The 17775-nt window shown below is 30.3% G+C and carries 11 protein-coding genes; all 11 read right to left on the reverse strand.

Features of this window, described 5'->3' with window-relative positions:
- Positions 1-215: 215 nt before the first annotated feature.
- The 11 genes from COL3_RS24915 to COL3_RS24965 all read right to left on the reverse strand — a co-directional run bounded on the left by COL3_RS24915 (position 216) and on the right by COL3_RS24965 (position 17733).
- The gene (locus COL3_RS24915; protein WP_008427738.1) at positions 216-1448 is read right to left on the reverse strand and encodes an ammonium transporter; all 1233 of its coding nucleotides are present in this window, start codon (positions 1446-1448) and stop codon (positions 216-218) included.
- Positions 1449-1797: 349 nt separating this feature from the next.
- Positions 1798-2664 (reverse strand): DUF4261 domain-containing protein, encoded by an 867-nt coding sequence (locus COL3_RS24920; protein ID WP_008427740.1) that lies wholly within the window; start codon positions 2662-2664, stop codon positions 1798-1800.
- A gap of 284 nt (positions 2665-2948) precedes the next feature.
- Positions 2949-5762, reverse strand: a complete 2814-nt coding sequence (locus tag COL3_RS24925; RefSeq protein WP_008427742.1) for a VWA domain-containing protein — start codon at positions 5760-5762, stop codon at positions 2949-2951.
- 10 nt (positions 5763-5772) lie between these two features.
- Positions 5773-7545 (reverse strand): BatA and WFA domain-containing protein, encoded by a 1773-nt coding sequence (locus tag COL3_RS24930; protein ID WP_008427745.1) that lies wholly within the window; start codon positions 7543-7545, stop codon positions 5773-5775.
- A gap of 25 nt (positions 7546-7570) precedes the next feature.
- Positions 7571-8455: a DUF58 domain-containing protein gene (locus COL3_RS24935; RefSeq protein ID WP_008427747.1), complete on the reverse strand. Its 885-nt coding sequence runs from the start codon at positions 8453-8455 to the stop codon at positions 7571-7573.
- Positions 8456-8460: 5 nt separating this feature from the next.
- Complete coding sequence (locus tag COL3_RS24940; RefSeq protein WP_008427749.1) at positions 8461-9444, reverse strand: MoxR family ATPase; 984 nt, start codon at positions 9442-9444, stop codon at positions 8461-8463.
- 79 nt (positions 9445-9523) lie between these two features.
- Positions 9524-11065 carry a hypothetical protein gene (locus COL3_RS24945; RefSeq protein ID WP_008427751.1) on the reverse strand — a complete coding sequence of 514 codons (1542 nt, stop codon included), beginning with the start codon at positions 11063-11065 and terminating at the stop codon, positions 9524-9526.
- Between the two features lie 36 nt (positions 11066-11101).
- Complete coding sequence (locus tag COL3_RS24950) at positions 11102-11968, reverse strand: ABC transporter permease subunit (RefSeq protein WP_008427752.1); 867 nt, start codon at positions 11966-11968, stop codon at positions 11102-11104.
- Positions 11968-12906, reverse strand: a complete 939-nt coding sequence (locus COL3_RS24955; protein WP_008427754.1) for an ABC transporter ATP-binding protein — start codon at positions 12904-12906, stop codon at positions 11968-11970. Before COL3_RS24955 ends, COL3_RS24950 begins: the two co-directional genes overlap by 1 nt.
- Positions 12906-15278 (reverse strand): hypothetical protein, encoded by a 2373-nt coding sequence (locus COL3_RS24960; RefSeq protein WP_008427756.1) that lies wholly within the window; start codon positions 15276-15278, stop codon positions 12906-12908. Before COL3_RS24960 ends, COL3_RS24955 begins: the two co-directional genes overlap by 1 nt.
- A 292-nt stretch (positions 15279-15570) precedes the next feature.
- Positions 15571-17733: a type IA DNA topoisomerase gene (locus COL3_RS24965; RefSeq protein ID WP_008427758.1), complete on the reverse strand. Its 2163-nt coding sequence runs from the start codon at positions 17731-17733 to the stop codon at positions 15571-15573.
- Positions 17734-17775: the final 42 nt, after the last annotated feature.

The raw sequence follows: 17775 nt of genomic DNA on the forward strand, positions 1-17775 counted from the left end.
AATGATTCTGATTTCTGGTTGGGATATATTTAAAAGTATAAGTACAATTTATAGTTAGTTTATCTAAAGTGGGTTATAACATTTACTAATCTTACGCGTTTATCAAAACAAAGAAATAGGTACATGTGTGCTTGCTTCATAGACCTATGAAACACACATGTACCTAATTTCGATTAATACACGCTTAAGTGTAGTAAATATTTATAAATAAATCTTTACATATTTAATCCTGAATAAGCTTCTTCTCCATGAAGTGAAATATCTAATCCTTCTGATTCTTGTTCTGAAGTTGCTCTTAAATTCATAACTAAGCTCATAACCTTTAATATAATAAATGTTGCAAGAGCAGCATATAATGCTGTTGATAAAGTTGATATTAAATGAACTTTTAATAGAGCGAAATTACCGTATATAGCTCCATCAGCACCTGCTGGATTAATAGCCTTTGATGCAAAAATAGCTGTGGCTATAGATCCCCATATACCTGCTACTCCATGACATCCAAATGCATCTAAAGCATCATCATATCCTAATCTTTTCTTCATTATAGCTATTGCAAAGAAACTTAATGTTCCTCCAACTAGTCCGATAAATACAGCTGACATTGGGCTTACATATCCCGCACCTTGAGTTATTGCAACTAATCCAGCTATAGCTCCACTGACTGTTCCTAAAGCTGTAGGTTTTTTGTAAATTAGCCATTCACATGCCACCCATGCAATAGCTCCTGCAGCAGCTGAAGTATTTGTAGTGAAAAATGCATTAACAGCTACATAATTCATAGCAAGTGCGCTTCCTGCATTAAATCCAAACCATCCAAACCATAATAGTCCACCACCTAATATTGCCATAGGTATATGGTGAGGTTCTGGAACTGCCCTTTTTCTTTTACCAACAACTATTGCGGCAACTAGTCCAGAAATACCTGAATTAATCTCAACTGGATGTCCACCTGCAAAATCAAGTACACCTAAATTCTTTAACCATCCATTTGCTCCCCATACCCAATGTGATATAGGATCGTAAACAAATGTGCTCCATAAAATAATTAATATTATAAAAGCAGGGAAATTCATACGTTCAGCAACTGAACCTGAAATAACAGCTGCAGTAATTGCTGAAAACATTAATTGAAATATTACAAATTCTAAATGTGGTATTGTTCCTGCGTAATCTGCGTTAGGAGCCATTCCTATATTTTTTAGAAAACTCCAGTCTAATCCACCAATTATACCATGTGAATCAGGACCAAAAGCTAAAGTGTAACCAATAAAAATCCACTGTATTGATATAACAATAAGTGCTGCATAACTATGTACTGTAATACTTAATACATTTTTACTCTTTACCATTCCCCCATAAAATAATGCTAGCCCTGGTACCATTAACATTACTAACGCTGCAGAGATAATCACAAACCCCATATCTGCTCCGTTTAACAATTCCATTTTCTATTCCCCCTTGAATAATTATTAAGTTTTTAATTATTAGTTGTACTTAAAATTTATATATATATACAAAAAAGACGTCATCACCCCATAAAGGTATACCTGCCATAGATATATCTTTCCCTCTGAAATGAAAACGCCATTGTTCTCTAAATATTTAATTTATTACTACTTTTATTAGTTTACTATCACAAGTTTTACATGTCAATATAAAAATGAAAAATATTTTACATTTTTATAATTATCAATGTTTCTTTGTGAATAAAAGCCAAAAAGCCTTCTATTTCTTTAAGTAAAATAAAAGGCTTTCTAGTCAACTATTAAATTAGCAGCATATTCTGTAAATATTCTATCTTCGACTTCCGCCTGAATATTCGTTTCCTGGATTTATATCTAAAACTACGCGTTCAGGCTTAGCAATTGAGACTTCATGTCTGCACTTCCATATATCATCCTCATTAATTCCTTCTACAGTTTCCAAAGTATCTGCAGCATCCTGATTGTCAAAAATATAATATCCATAAGAATATAAAAGATCTGATATATGGTTAGGATCTAAATTTTTAAAATGACATTGCAAATCGCATAATCCTACTGCTGAAAGCCCTAGCGTGTCCATAATGTATTCATTTTTTACACCTTCAACTTTAAATAATCTTACATTTAATATGCCAAATAACATATCATAATCATCATTTAATGGATTATTCTCTAAATAATCTTCTCTGCTTATTACTTGTTCTGTAAGAGGAAAATGAATCCCTTCACACTGCATTACTTCAACTATGCCATAAAGAGCTTTTTGGAAAAGTTCTACCCTTTTAGTATAATCTAAACCAATAGCCATTATATCAGTTACTAAAACTCTATATTTGCACTGTTCAATTGATTCTCTGTTAGCAAAATTTCCTGATTGCCCCAAAGAATTTTTTAATTTCTCCTGATCTGGTCTGTCATAAATGACACTGATAATTATAGAAACAGGAACGCTAACATTTTTGTACTCTAAAATGTGATCCATAAATGCAAAGGTTGTATTATTGTCTTTATTACCTGCTAATTCAACATTTCCACAATATTTTTTAATGTTTGCTAATAATGCACTTTCTAATATTACTGGTTTTTCTTTCATATAAAGTTCAACACTAAATGTTTCTGCAAAAACATCAGGTCCATTCACTAACTTATCTTTATTAATTTCTTTATATTTCTTCATAATGCATAACCTTCTTTCTATGTAATATATTTTTTATTTCTATTATTAGGAAATAATTTTATTTCACTATTATAATGAAAAAAGCCGCCTCAAAATTTTATAAATTTTGAGACAGCTTTGTCTGTTTAAATATTACCATAATTATAACATAATAAATTAAATTTTAATAGATATTTATTAAATTACACATATAAAAAATAGACTAACTATGCACTCACACTGGTCTATTATTTTTTGAACCTGTCATTCCCCTTTTTGTTAATTCTTCTTCCTATATTTATTTCTTAATCTTCACGTTTTTTCTTACTTTTTAGCAAAGCAGACGTATCTAATGCTTGTGGTTTATTTTTGTTTTTATGACTCTTCAATATAGTTGCCTTTTCTTCACTTTTAGCAGACTTTAGCTTATCAGTAAAATTCCCCTTTTCTTCTTCAGTATAATTCTCTGTATTAGACTGTTTAGTATCTCTATTCCTAATTTCTTTTTTCTTGATTAAAAACTCAATATTTTTTCTAAAAACTTTCCCTGCAAATATATTCATAAATCTAATCAAATATTTTGAAAAATCTAGATTTAACCTCCTATATGCTACCTCTAAAAGAAATAATAAGATAGCTGCAATTAATGTAGGTTCTGTTAAATTCATTGCTTTATATGCACTTTTAAGTTCACCTTTAAATACATCCTTAGGTTTATTGATAAAACTTCCTTTTACTTCCTCTATTAGCGTATCTATTTTCCCGCTATTCTTATTAAACTTATATTCATCAGAGTATTCAAAGGAAAAAGCTCCATTATAATTATTTAATACTTGCCCATTATTCTCTTCCCTTATATTAAAAGTATAAAAACCCAATTCATCTAATTTAACTCTTCCTACAAATTTCCCTGGCTCTTCTTGAGTTAATTCTAATTCTCCACTGTTTCCTTTTTCGTTATTATATACTCCCTTTATTTTAGATCCATCTTTAACAGAATCACTATAAAATTCTACAACTGCTTCATTTCCACTTTGAGTTATAGATAATTTTCCTGCATCATTAAGATCCGGAATTGTCCAATAGATAGCATTTTTAATTAGTTGGGCACCCTTATTCCAGGTTAAGAAATTTTTACTCCATTCTCCATTTATGTCTGATGTCCAACTCACAGTCTTACCTAGCCCATATTGATTTGCTGCAAGAATTGGTTCGTCGTGACTTGAAGATAAAATTTCTATTGCCTTATCCTTCATAGAGGTACCTACATACCCTAGTAAGGTTGGTAATGAGTTATCAACTAACACTCCATTTAGAATCTCATGATTACTTGAAACTTTAGGAGTAAATTCTTCATTTATAATATAGGTTCCACTTGACAATAGTACTTCTTTAGCAAAGATTCTAGGAATATCAGTATATTTATCGCTATGATAAGTTCTTCCTTTTCCCATTTCAGCCAATTTCCCAAGTAATTGGCCATCCGCATCTTCTCCTACTGATACAGTAGATAATGTTATTCCTGCATCATTCATTTTTCCAATCAATTCTTGATAATTACTTACTCCAAAGCTATCTTGTCCATCTGTTAAAAGTATAATATGTTTAATTTTAGCCTTACTTTCAACTTGTGACTTATAGGCTTCTTCTAATGCAGGATAAATTGAAGTTCCTCCACCACCAGAAATTCCAGCAATCATTCCTTTTATCTTTTCTTTATCTTGTACTTTTTGTCTTTCAACTACTTCCTGGTAACTATCATCAAAGGCAATTACATTTATTTCATCAGTATCTCGTAAATTATTTAGTGAATTCATTGCAGCTTCTTTTGCTAAAGTAAGCTTACTAACACTACCTCCATCTGACATACTTCCAGACTTATCTATCACTAAACTTATGCTTATTTGAGGTACTTCATTTTTTCCCTTCTTATCCATATTTACTGGCAGTATTTTCTCTAAGGCGGTATCCTTATATCCACCTAAGGCATAAGAATTATCGCCTCCAAAAGTAACTACTCCACCACCATAATCTTTAACATAAGATTCTATATTATCCATAAAACCTTTATTTAAATCATCTGCATGAACATTGGCGAGGACTATAGTTTTATATGCTAAAAGTTCATTTAAGGTTGAAGGTGCCCCCGTTGCTAATCTTACATTGTATTCACTATTAGCTGCCCTTAGAGTTTCAACAATTCCAGCACTGTCCCCTGTTTTTCCTTCAAGAACTAATATATTAGGTTTCGATACTACATTAGTAAAGCAGCTATATTCATTGTTACTTTTATTACTATCCTTTTCCGGATCAATTACAACTCTATAAGATTTAAAACCACCGCTTGTTTGAACATCTTTAAAAGCAAAAGTATTGCTTCCCTTTTGTAATTCAACTTGCTGCTCACCTTTTTTATCTCTGCCAGAAAATAGAGTTAACTTTGCTTTAGTTTGAACATTTGATTCAATCTTTGTAATTACTGAAAATTCTTCTCCAATAGAAATATTATCTGGAACTTTAACATCCTCTACATATGCCTCATCACCAAGTGCATTATCAACTTTATACACCTTTAAATCAATGTTCTCTTTCTTTATTAGAGGTACGGTCTTTAATATATCACCCTGGTTTTCTTCTCCATCAGTAATAAGTACAATTCTCTTTGCTGCACCTTTTTCAAATAAACCTAATGAACTATTTACTGCCTCTTCTATGTTAGTAGAATTTATTATTGGCGCTGACTTTATTTGTTTATATTCTTTACTAGTATCCATGAACTTATCAACTGAAGCATTATCACCAAAAACAATCACTCCTGCCTTATTGTTTTTAGGCATTTCTTTTAATGCATTATCAATGAATTTAACTCCTTCTGCCTTGAAGCCGCTCATGCTGTCTGAAACATCTAGTAAAAATACCGTTGATATATTTTCGCCTTTTAAATTAATGGTTATATCTGAAATACCTATGACTATGAGCATTAAAATAGTTATTCTGCTAATTAGTATTAATTTATCTTTTCTAACCAATCCTTTTAGCTTTTTCAAAGTTAAATACATGAATAATAAAATTATTGGTATTAGAATTAATGCATATATCCTTGTAACTTCTATTCCCATAAGCTCACACCTAATTTCCTTTTAAGTATAATATCCATTCTGCTAAAAGGCCTGCTATTGCTAACATTAACAATAATGGAACTAAACTTAAACCTTTCTTTAAAATCTTAACTTGAGATTTTAAATTATCCTCTTCACCTATTTTCTCTTCACTTAAATTACTTTCTTCATCTGCCGGAAAATTAATAGAAAACATTTCTTCACTTTTTTTATTTTCATCAGATTCTTCCTCAACCTTATAAAGACCTAATTCAGAGATGCTATTATATCTTGAACCTTGAGTTACCCCCGTATAATTTTTATTTGGTGCTTTAACTCTAAGGCTTTTTCCAAGAGGAGTTCCTTTAATTATTATTTCATCTCCTGCCTTGTAGTTGTTCTTATATAGTATTCCAGATTTAATTAATTTTTCTCCAAGTTCATAAATCATAATAGGAAATTCTTTTTTCAGAGCTAAGTCACTATTATGGATGTCAAAGCCTAGTGCTCCAATACTTCTTCCATCTACTTCACCTAAAAAACCAATTGTGTTTTCTCCAACTTTTAAGAAGGCTTTTCCAAAGTACGGTACCTCTATATTCTTATAATTTGATAGAGTGAACTTGATATCTTTTGTATATTTAGATAGCTCTTCCTCGACTCCTGTAGCCTGTCCACCATCTTCCTTATCTTCTACTTTAAAAAATTCATTTGATGTAGGATTTATAAACAAAATACTGCCACCTTTTGGCATTACTTTTGGCATTACATTATCAAAGACATATAAATCATAATCATCTTCTGCAATATTATCCACACTATTTGTTTTATATAAATCAACATTTTCTATATTACTGAGACTTTTTTCTAAGAAGACATTTTTATCAGTTACAAGTAATACCTTTTTACCTTTATTGCTGCTAACTACATCGTAATAAGTATTATCCCCTGCTATTAAATCTTTTTTCGATAATTCTCCCTTTAAATAATCTCCTTTAAAATCCTCAATTTCAAAATTTAAGGTTTGGCTTGTTCCTTTAGGTAACTCTAAAGACTCTACCTTTACCAGTTCTTCTCCATTATATAGTGAAAAATCACCACTATAATCACTATTTCCTGTATTTTTCACCGTTGCTATAACCTTCATTTTGTTATCTGAGAACTTATGTGACAAATTAGTTATAGCTGCATTTTCCCCGCTATTAGCTAGTGAAATTGCCTTTCCATTAATATCTCCCAAATCAACATTTTTATCACTTACAATTAAAACTTCATACTCTTCTAATCCTTCTGTCAAAGATCTAACATATGATAAAACGCTATTTATATCGCCTTTTCCATAAGTTTGATTGACTTCATTAATATTATTTTTTGCTTCTATATTAGAGTTTCCATTAAAAGCTATTATATAGTTATTAGTACTTTCTTTTATTGATTTTATATATTCCTCAGCTACTTCTTTGCCTTTATCAAGCCTAGTTTTATCTCCTTCATATAAAGTACTCATACTTGCTGTTGCATCCATTACTATTATTATATTTTTGTAAGTTTTCCCGCCAAATCTTAAAAATGGACCTAGTAATGCAAATATGATTAGCAATATTATTAGAATTTGAAGTATCATCATTATATTTACCTTAAGCTTTTCCCATGGTGTATTAGCTTGCGTATTTCTATATGCTTCCTTCCACAATAATGATGATGATACTTTTCTTTCCCTATACTTTCTTTTTAATATGTAGAGTAAGACTACTAAAGGAATTGTTATTAGCAAAACTAATGGCCAAAGACTTCCTATTCCCATTTCTATTCCTCCTAATAAGGCACAATCAAAAAATTACTCTTTTCTTTCCAAAATCATTTAATATTATTTCTTCTAAACCCTTATTTGAATTTACACTAATTAATGTCCCACCATATTTGACAGCTAAATCTCCTAATTTCTTATTAAAATCTTTTAAGGCCTTCTTGTATGCTTCAATAAGTTTATAATTAAGATTCAATTTTATCTTTTCACCTGTCTCTGAATCAACTAATGTAACCTCTTCCTCAATAGATGGATTTATTTCTTCTTCCGCTAAAATCTGAACTAAAACAATCTGCTGCTTTTTATAAGCTAGATATTTTAATCCTTTCTCTATAGAATCTAACCCTTCATTATTAAAAAAATCTGAAAATATAATGCTTACACCTTTATTGTTTAACTTTCTTTTTACTATGGCCTCCGAAAGTTTTGTAGTACCATTAAACTCTATGCTTTCAAGTTCTTTTAAAATCATTTGAAAGCCCTTTTTCCCAGTTCCTCCTCTTAAAAGCGAAAGGTTTTCTTCATCTGCCACATTAATATAAACTCTATCTAAATTATTCAAAGCAATATAACTTAGGGCACCAATAATTTGCAGTGCTTTATTTCTTTTATTGAATTGTCCGAAATCCATGGATTTGCTTTTATCCAAAAAGAAATTAAAAACTCCTTCTCTTTCTTCCATAAAAACCTTGATAAATAATTTATCTAATCTCCCATAGGCATTCCAATCAACTCTTCTGAAATCATCCCCTGGAACGTATTCCCTAAAATCCGAAAACTCCACAGACGCTCCCTTGGCTTTTGATTTTCTTCCTCCTTGTGCACCATTGGACAATCTCAAATTAATATTTAAGTTTATTTTGTTTAACTTTCTAAAGAAATCCTCATTAAAAATTCTTTCTTCCATTACCCTTACACAACCTTTAAATCTTCAAGAATTTTATCTATTATAAACTCCTCTGTTATGCCTTCAGTCATTCCTTCAAAATTCAAAATAATTCTATGTCTTAACACTGGATAAGCAATGGCTTTAATATCATCAAAGGATACATTAAATCTGCCTTCCATTATGGCTTTAACTTTTGCTCCGCTAAATAATCCTTGAGCTGCCCTTGGACTGGCACCTGCTTCTACATACTTTTTGACAAGAGCGTGTCCTTCCTCAATTTCTGGATGCGTAGCAAGAATTGCTTTTAGTGCATATTCCTTAACTGGGCTTGCCATTGGAACTTCTGAAATTATCTTTCTAATTTTTAAAATTTCTTTATCATTTAAAATGCTTTCTAATTCCATGGCTTCATTAGATAAAGTCAAATCCATTATTTTCATAAGCTCATCTAACTTAGGGAAATCTACCTTTAACTTAAACTGAAATCTATCAAGCTGTGCTTCAGGAAGAGGATACGTTCCCTCTTGTTCTATTGGATTTTGAGTTGCAAGAACCATAAAAGGCTTTGGTAATTCATAAGTTACCTTTCCAACAGTTACTGACTTTTCTCCCATTGCTTCTAATAAAGCAGATTGAGTCTTAGGGGTTGCTCTATTAATTTCATCAGCAAGAAGCAAATTAGTAAATACAGGTCCTTTTTCGAACTGGAACTTAGTTGAATCATTTTCTTTAATTATTAGATTTGTTCCAACTACATCGGCCGGCATTAAATCTGGTGTAAATTGAATTCTAGAAAAGCCAAGATTTAAAACCTTTCCTATAGTTTTAACCAGCTGTGTTTTTCCAAGGCCTGGCATACCTTCTAACAAAACATTTCCTCCTGAAAAAATAGCTATTAAAACGTCTCTAACTATTTCCTCTTGTCCTATAATGCCTTTTGCTATTTCTTTTCTGCATCTTTCTAACTTCTCTAATACATCACTTATTAATTCTTCATTTATATCCATTATTCATTTAGCAAGAATACACATTTTACAGTAAATCCTTACTAAAGGCACCACCCTTCAATATAAAATTCTCAGTATTCTACTTGATATTATTAAAATAATCTTTAACTACCCCTTGTAGATTTTCTGGAAGAGACGAATTATTCATAGAGTCTATCTCTTCTTTACTATAGTCACCTATTACACTATTATAATCTTTCTTTTCTCCATTAAAATTCAATCCATTTTGAGTTTCAATTTCTTGAGAGGTTCCACTATTACTCTTACTTCCCTTTAAATTAGAATCATTTCCAATTGTTCTTCCTGGAATAAATACCTGCTCTCCACTGCTTGGTTTAGAATTATTTTCTTTACCTTCCTTGCTACCAGTATTCCAGCCTCCACCGTTTCCACTTCCCCCAGAACCACTTCCTGATCCTGAGCCATTTCCACTTCCGTTTCCACTGCCAGAACCTGAACCATTACCATTTTCTGAACTTTTTCCATTGCTGCCTTGACCGCTAGACCCGCTATTAGAATCCGATTTTAATGATGCTAATGCATTGGCAAGTTCCGATGGATCTATGTCCCCGTCAAGTACACCATCAGCTGACTGCTCTAGCAATTGCTTTAATTCTTCATCACTTAAATTAGCTGCAGCTTCTTTTAATGAATTTGAAAGTTCACTTTTTTCTTTATCACTTAAGTTTTTTAATGAATCATTTAAGGCCTTTAATTTATTTTCTAAAGCATCCTTATCACCGTTTTTTAATGTTTCCAAAAGCTCTTTCCCAAGCTCGCTTTTATTTAATGCATTATTTATTTCATTTAAATTTTTAAGTGCTTCACGAGTTTCTTGATTTTTTTGGCTATCAACTAAATTTTTCTTCAAATCATCAGTTACTTGTTTTTCTTTCTGAGATTCCGTCTTTTCTTTTATAGCCTCAAATTTTTTATCCAGCCTATCTGTTAATTTACTTATATCCTCTTTCTTAGTAAGTTCTTTCAAATCTTTTTTGGTTTCCTCTAATATTTTTTTTAATCCCTCCTTCTCTTCTTTGGTTAACTCATTTTCTTTTTCAATCTTCTTTTCTTCTTTATCAATATTCTTTGAAATCTCATTTTTAATTGCATCAAAATCTCTCAAATTCTGTGCCTCTTTTTTTGCAGGAGTAGGAATTACAGCTACAATAGCGCATAAAGATAATAATATTATAATTTTATATATTTCTTTCTTCCTTATCTTTATAGGCAAATTTGCTTTAAAGTTATATTCATTTATATTTCTTATGGTATCCTTTTTTTGAATTACAGCTATCTCACTATTATCTCCTCTAAATTCTAATGCAGTAATTACTCTTTCATTTAGACCTTTAGAGTCTGCTATTAAAGCTATTTCTTTTTTCTTAGGCGACTTTATGATTCCAATAGTAATACTAATTACTAAAAAGACTGTTATAATTAGATAACTTAATTCATAAGAGCTTTTAATAGTTATAAAAAGCGCCGCAATTAAAATAATTAAAATTAAAACTAATGAGGCCTGAAGCCCCATTAATATTTTATCTATAAGAAAATTAAATTTTATTCGCACCCCAGATTTCTTTATAAAATCTAATATTTTCCCATCTAAAGCATCCATAGATTCTCCTTTATTTATTTTTTGTATTAATTTAATTTACTTACGTCTTAATATATATTTCATTCCTCTATTCACCGGATTTAACTTATATGCAGCTATAAATACTAGCAATGCACTTATAACTAGCTGTACCCCCATAGAGATAAGATAACCATGTTCAAAGCCTGGAACATTAATAAATCTTACATAATATAATTCACTTTCGCTCCCCAGCTGGCTGCTAAGCAGGCTTATAAAACCAGTTGTAGGACTTAAGTAAGAAAATAATGGAGCTGTTACATCCTGAGGATAAATAGCTTTAGACATATTAATCATGACAATTATATATGATATTATAACTATCCCTACATATATGAATAATGTTACTCCATAGGTTATTGCTGTTGCTGCTCTTGATGTTTTTATAAATGTCGATATAAAAACTCCTATAGAACCTACAAATATAGTAGTTACTATAAAGAACAAACTCAACTGTAATATATTCTCTAAGCTTATTCCACCAATTAAAAATGCAATAGAATATATTGGCATAGTACAAATTATCAAAATAACAACTCTGCTTATGGAAGCCATTAATTTCCCACTTACTATAGAAAATGTAGTCATTTTTGTTGATAAAAGCACTTCCAGGGTTTGCTTTTCTCTCTCTGAACAAATTGCTGTTGCTGTTAATGAGGGTACTATAAACATCAATAACATAGCTTGAATTATTGCTAATCCAAAGTAAAACGAAATAATATATTGCAAATTTATGCCATTAAAATATGCATTACTAACATTAACATTGAATATAAATAGTGCTCCTGCTGACAATAAAACTACGTAAAAAAATATTACTAGCGTAAATTTAAAGCTTCTTACTGCAAGTTTAGTTTCATTTTTTAGAACTGGATTAATCCTCACTATAACGCCTCCTTTAATTCATTTTTATCAGTAATCTTAATAAATAATTCTTCGAGGCTGCTTGTCTCTTTATTGAATGATATTACAGGTATATCATTCATTATTAATGTTTTAAGTAAATTCGCACTATCCTCTTCATTTCCACTGAAAGTTATATTTATTTCATTATTTTCAAATTTTACTTTGCCAACCTTTGGCATTTCTTTTAACAATTTAACAGCTTTTTCTTCATTATTTAGAACATTAATGATTATATTTTCGTTTCCAGATGCCGCGTTCATTATATCTTCCACAGTTCCCTGACATACCATTTGTCCACTTTCTACTATTCCAATATTAGTGCATATTTCCCCTAATTCAGATAAAATATGAGAACTAACCAATATAGTTTTATCCATATCCCTAAGATTCTTTAGGATATTTTTCATTTCAAATCTGGCTCTTGGATCCATGCCAGATGCAGGCTCATCTAAAATAAGCAATTGTGGATTATGAATTAAACATCTTGCAAGGCACAATCTTTGTTTCATTCCTCTTGATAAGCCATCAACATAAGCATCATATTTGTTTTCTAAATTAACTAACTCTAAGAGATCCATTGACAACTTTTTAATTTCTTTACCTGAGATTCCATAAATTGATCCATAAAACTCTAGGTATTCATAAGCCTTTAAATTATCATATACTCCAAAGAAATCAGGCATGTATCCTATCTTTTCCTTTAGCTTTCTATTATTCTTAATTGCATCAATTCCATCAACATATACTTCTCCACTATCTGCAGCTAATAATCCTGATACAATTTTCATAGTAGTACTTTTACCAGCACCATTAGGGCCTATGAACCCAAATATCTCCCCTTTTTTTATATCTAAATTTAATTTATTAAGAGCCTTAAACTTTCCATATGATTTTTCTAACTCTTTAATTACCAGCATTATTTAGCCCTCCCCTTAACAGCAATTTCTGGAATTCCTGCACGCTTTTCCTCATTACCTGTTAATTTTATTGTTACTTTTCCATCTTTAATATATTGATTAGGATTGCTTATGCTCTCTCCATCTGCTGTATAGTTGACTTTGTCATAGGTATCTTTTTCAAAATTGTAAATATATAAAGAGCCTTTTAACCCTTGTGATTTTCTGTTCGGATTATCTACATATCCTATCTTCAAATCTAATAAATCTATTCCTTTATCTACTGAATAATTAAAAATCAAATCACCAGTACCATTAATTAGATTATTATGAGTGTCAATATGAATAGTAGAATCACTTTTTGCTACTTCACCTTTAAAATACCCCAATGGATAGCATAAATTTCCTTCTGTATCAGTATAATCTATATCTATATCTTGGATAATTGCAGTAGTATCATATTTAGATACAGATTTTTTACCAAAATCAAATCCATAATCTATAGGCATATCAGTAATGGCAATTAAATACGCATGTTTATTAGTTATTTGTTCTTCTCCAATTCCTCGAATTAAAGAGCCTATTCTAAGTATATCTTTATATTCTTCCTTATGTTCCACCGAAGCTTTGCCCTTTCTACTATTGTTAAAATAATCTTGCTCCAAGTTTTCCCCATACGCTATTAAACCTGTGCCAAAAAATGTATTCGCATCTATTTTCTTATTATCATTAACGCTTATTCCACCTAAATCCCACACGTTATTAGATGAAACTATTAATAACCTTTTTATATCATATCCCAGAGTATTACTCACATCTCCTGCCAAGGTTTGAGAATTATAATTAAGTTTTACTTCAACTTTAGGAACTATTTCCTTATGACCTAATATTTCAAATTTCTCCATTCTTAATGGTGGTAGTTTATTAAATTCATAATAAGAATTATTTTCTCTATATAAGGCTTTTGTTCTTAATTTCGTAAGCTTATTAATGTCTACGTCCTTATTTTCAATAAAATTATCACGATTATCATATTCTTGAAGGACAGAACCAGTCGGTTCCTGAACTATTAAATCATCCTTATATTTAGAACCAATACCTAAGTACCCAGTAACCTCACTTGAACCATTTTTATCCGTTGAAATGATATTTACTTGATTTACCACTAAATCTTGAATTCTTGTATTACCACCAAGAAAATATAGTACAAGTGAAAAAATAATAGATATTATTGGTATGATCCCCCATAATAATTCTCTCTTGTTTAGCTTTTTCATTACAAAATATAAAATAATTCCTATAAGCAATGCATAAACTAAAAATATAGCTATTAGTGTACCTATTTTAAATTCGTCTTTGATTGGAATATTAGAACTTAAGTTATCAAATTCACCTGATACATAACTATCGCCTCTATACTGAACATTATTTTTGTTTATTAAATCACTGTTTAAACATTCTTTCCATTTATTTGCTACATTTTCCTTTGATGCTATATTTTTATTTGCTAAATCAAAAGTTGAAATATATATCTTACCTTTTCCTTTATTAAGTGAATATATCAATGGATTTTCTCCATCCTGTAATTTTATAGATGCATTTTTTATGTTTAAATTTGCAAGTGTATAGCCATTAATATCTTTTGTGCCATTATAAGTTACATCTAAAAATTCTTTACTTATATTTGCTATTGTTTTTGAGGAATTTTCTCCACTTCCTATAATTAATATTCCACCATTATTAACCCAGGTAGATAAGGTATCATATTGTTCTTTCTGTAAATTCGAAATATTATAATTATTAATTACAATTGTATCTAATTGAGAAATATTCTTAGAGCTTTCTGCTAAGAAATCAAGATTTAAAGGCACACTAGAGATTTTATTAATATAATCCTTATTATTATTTGAATCACTAAAATCTAAATATCTTAAAGTAAGCCCTTCAAAATCATCTGTTAATGTCCCCATGAACATACCATTCTCATTAATTCTTCCAGTACTTATTACAACTGTATTTTCCTTTAGAACCTTATCCTTTTGGGTTAATAAAACTGATATTTTTGAAGAGTTTTGTGGTAAGTTAATAGGAATTGTTACTGTTCTTTTCTCTTTTGATGCTAATTTGACTTCTGTTACAAATGCATCATATGTATTCAATTCATTAGTGGGCACTCTAACTTCTACTTGTCCATCTATTTCTTCACCATTATTTTCAATTTCAACATTTACTGGTATTGCTACTATTCCCTTAAAGTTGCCATCTATTCCATAGCTAACTTTCATAGCTATTGAACTATTATCTTCTGCATTACATTGTGCTGGCGTAAAGCCAATTAGCGCAAAAATCATTACTAGCAGGTATAAAAGCTTTGTCATTATAAATTTCTTCATCTATTTACTCCCCCAAACTAAATGATTAATAAAATTTCAGTATATACTTACCCTTTAATTTCATCTATTTTATTACTCTACATTTGTTTATTTAACCTGTAATTTAAGTGTACTAGTGGCTGTAGTACACTTAAATTATAGGCTAAAGAATCTTATTTATCAATTTATATTTTCTTAATTTTTCCTTAATTGATATTAAAATACTAAAAAACAAAAAAACAGATATTAAGTTTTAGTAACTAATATCTGTTTAACTCTGATTCAAATATCTATGCTTTTTATTATTTTTTGACTAGTCTATAAATTCCATTCTCCAATTAAAATATCCAGTACTATCATTCTTTTCATATTTAAAATAAGCTGAAAATGTATTTCCCTTTTTACTTTTAAGATTTCTAAATCCTACTTTCCCATTCTTAAGCAGAAGTTCAACCATTTCCTTAGATATTTTTTTACCAAAAGAGGCTATATATTTATCATCCTTCCAAATGGTAAATTTGCATCCATTTTTCCAATTGCTGCACCCAAAACCTTTTTCTCCTTCGATTATTGGGTTTCCACATACGGGGCATGGTCCTAAACTTTCACTGCCTTTAGGTATTTCTACTTTAAACCTTGATAAGGCTCCATCATCCTTTTTTATTAAATCAACAGAATTAATTGTGAAATCTACTATCAATCTAATAAAATCATTTTTAGCAAATTTGCCCCTTTCAATATCTGAAAGAGTTTTTTCAAGCCTACCTGTATATTCTAAGTCAAACAGTTCTTTTACAGGAAAAGTTTCAACTAAATTTCGTCCAAGTTCTGTACACATGAGATTTTTTCCTTTGGTCTTTAAATAACCTATATCTTTTAGCTTTTTTATAGTTTCTGCACGGGTTGCCGGAGTACCAATACTAAACCCGCTTAAAATAGCCTGCATCATTTCTTCTGAATCTTCTTCTGTGCCTTCAATACCCTTTCCACAAGTCTCCATTACTCTAAGTAAGGTTTTTTCAGTATGGTATTTAGGTGGCTTTTTAGTAACAGAATTAACTTTTGAATCTATGATATCTACGTTTTCGTTTATTTCAACCTTTGGCAGAATTACATCTTTACTTTCTATTTTCTCTACTACCTTCCATCCTTCCACAAGCTTTACTTTTCCCTTTGATATAAATACTCCATTCATATCTGAAACATTAGCTTTTAAAGTAACTTTAGTCTCTTCAAATTCAGCAATAGGCATAAATTGCATTATAAATCTATTTTTTATTGCTTCATACACTATTTTCTCATCAGCAGATAATCCAGAAGGCTTAATGTAGGTAGGAGTTATAGCACTATGGCTTTCAACCTTTGAACTATCAAAAATTCTTTTAGATGTATTAAATTTAATATCTTTTTCATACGATAATCCAACTTTTAATGTATCTAAAACCTTTTTTGCCCTGTCCTTTAAACTTTCTTCTAAGACAACACTTGCTGTTCTTGGGTAAGTAGTAAGCTTTTTTTCATAAAGAGATTGTGCAACCTTAAGCACTTTGTCTGATGTCCATCCTTTATATTTACTCGTTATGTGTCCTTGTAAATTAGATAAATTAAATAAATATGGTGGATACTCTTTTTTTAATTCTGTCTGCTTATCAATAATTTTAGCAGTAGCTCCCTCAAGAAGCGGAATAAATTTATCCAACTCTTCCTTTTTTTCAAATTTTTCCGAATCATTCTCATAATAAAGACCCTCAAATTCTTCATTGGTAGAAGTTTTGAAGTTTGATACTAATTTATAATAAGTAGTTGCTGTAAAATTTTCTATCTCTTTATCTCTATCATATATAATTTTCAATGTTGGAAGAAGAACCCTTCCAATATTAATAGTCTTATTTTCTTCAAACTTATATTTTAATGTACTTACTGAAGTTAAATTAATGCCTATAATCCAATCGCTCCACTGTCTTCCTATTCCTGCATCCTGAAGTGGCTGCAATTCTTTATTATCTTTTAAGGATTCCATACCGCTTTTAACTTCATCTGGAGTCCATTCATTTAAAAGTAATCTATATACAGGCTTCTCTACCTTAAAATAATCAAATAATTCGTCGGCTATAACCTGCCCTTCGCGATCGTAGTCAGTAGCTGAAATTATGCCATCAACATCTTCCTTATCAATTAAAGTTTTTATTATTCCAAGTTGCTTTTTTGCCCCCTTATCTTCCATAGTCCTGTCTACACTATCGCATTTCACCTTATACAAAAAATGCTCTGGAATAAAAGGAAACTTTTCAAATCTCCAGCCCTTCATATTTTCATCATAGTCTTTAGCATCGTATAGCTGCAAGAGATGCCCAAATGCCCATGTTATGTAATAACCATTTCCTTCAAAGTAACCATCTCTTCTAGTTTTAATGTTATATGCATCTGCTATATTTTTAGCGACAGATGGTTTTTCTGCAATAATAACCTTCGCCATGATATTTTTCTTATCCTCCTTTAGTTATTACTTTTAGCACTT

The sequence above is a fragment of the Clostridium sp. LS genome, assembly GCF_002760435.1.
Taxonomy (GTDB): Bacteria; Bacillota; Clostridia; order Clostridiales; family Clostridiaceae; genus Clostridium.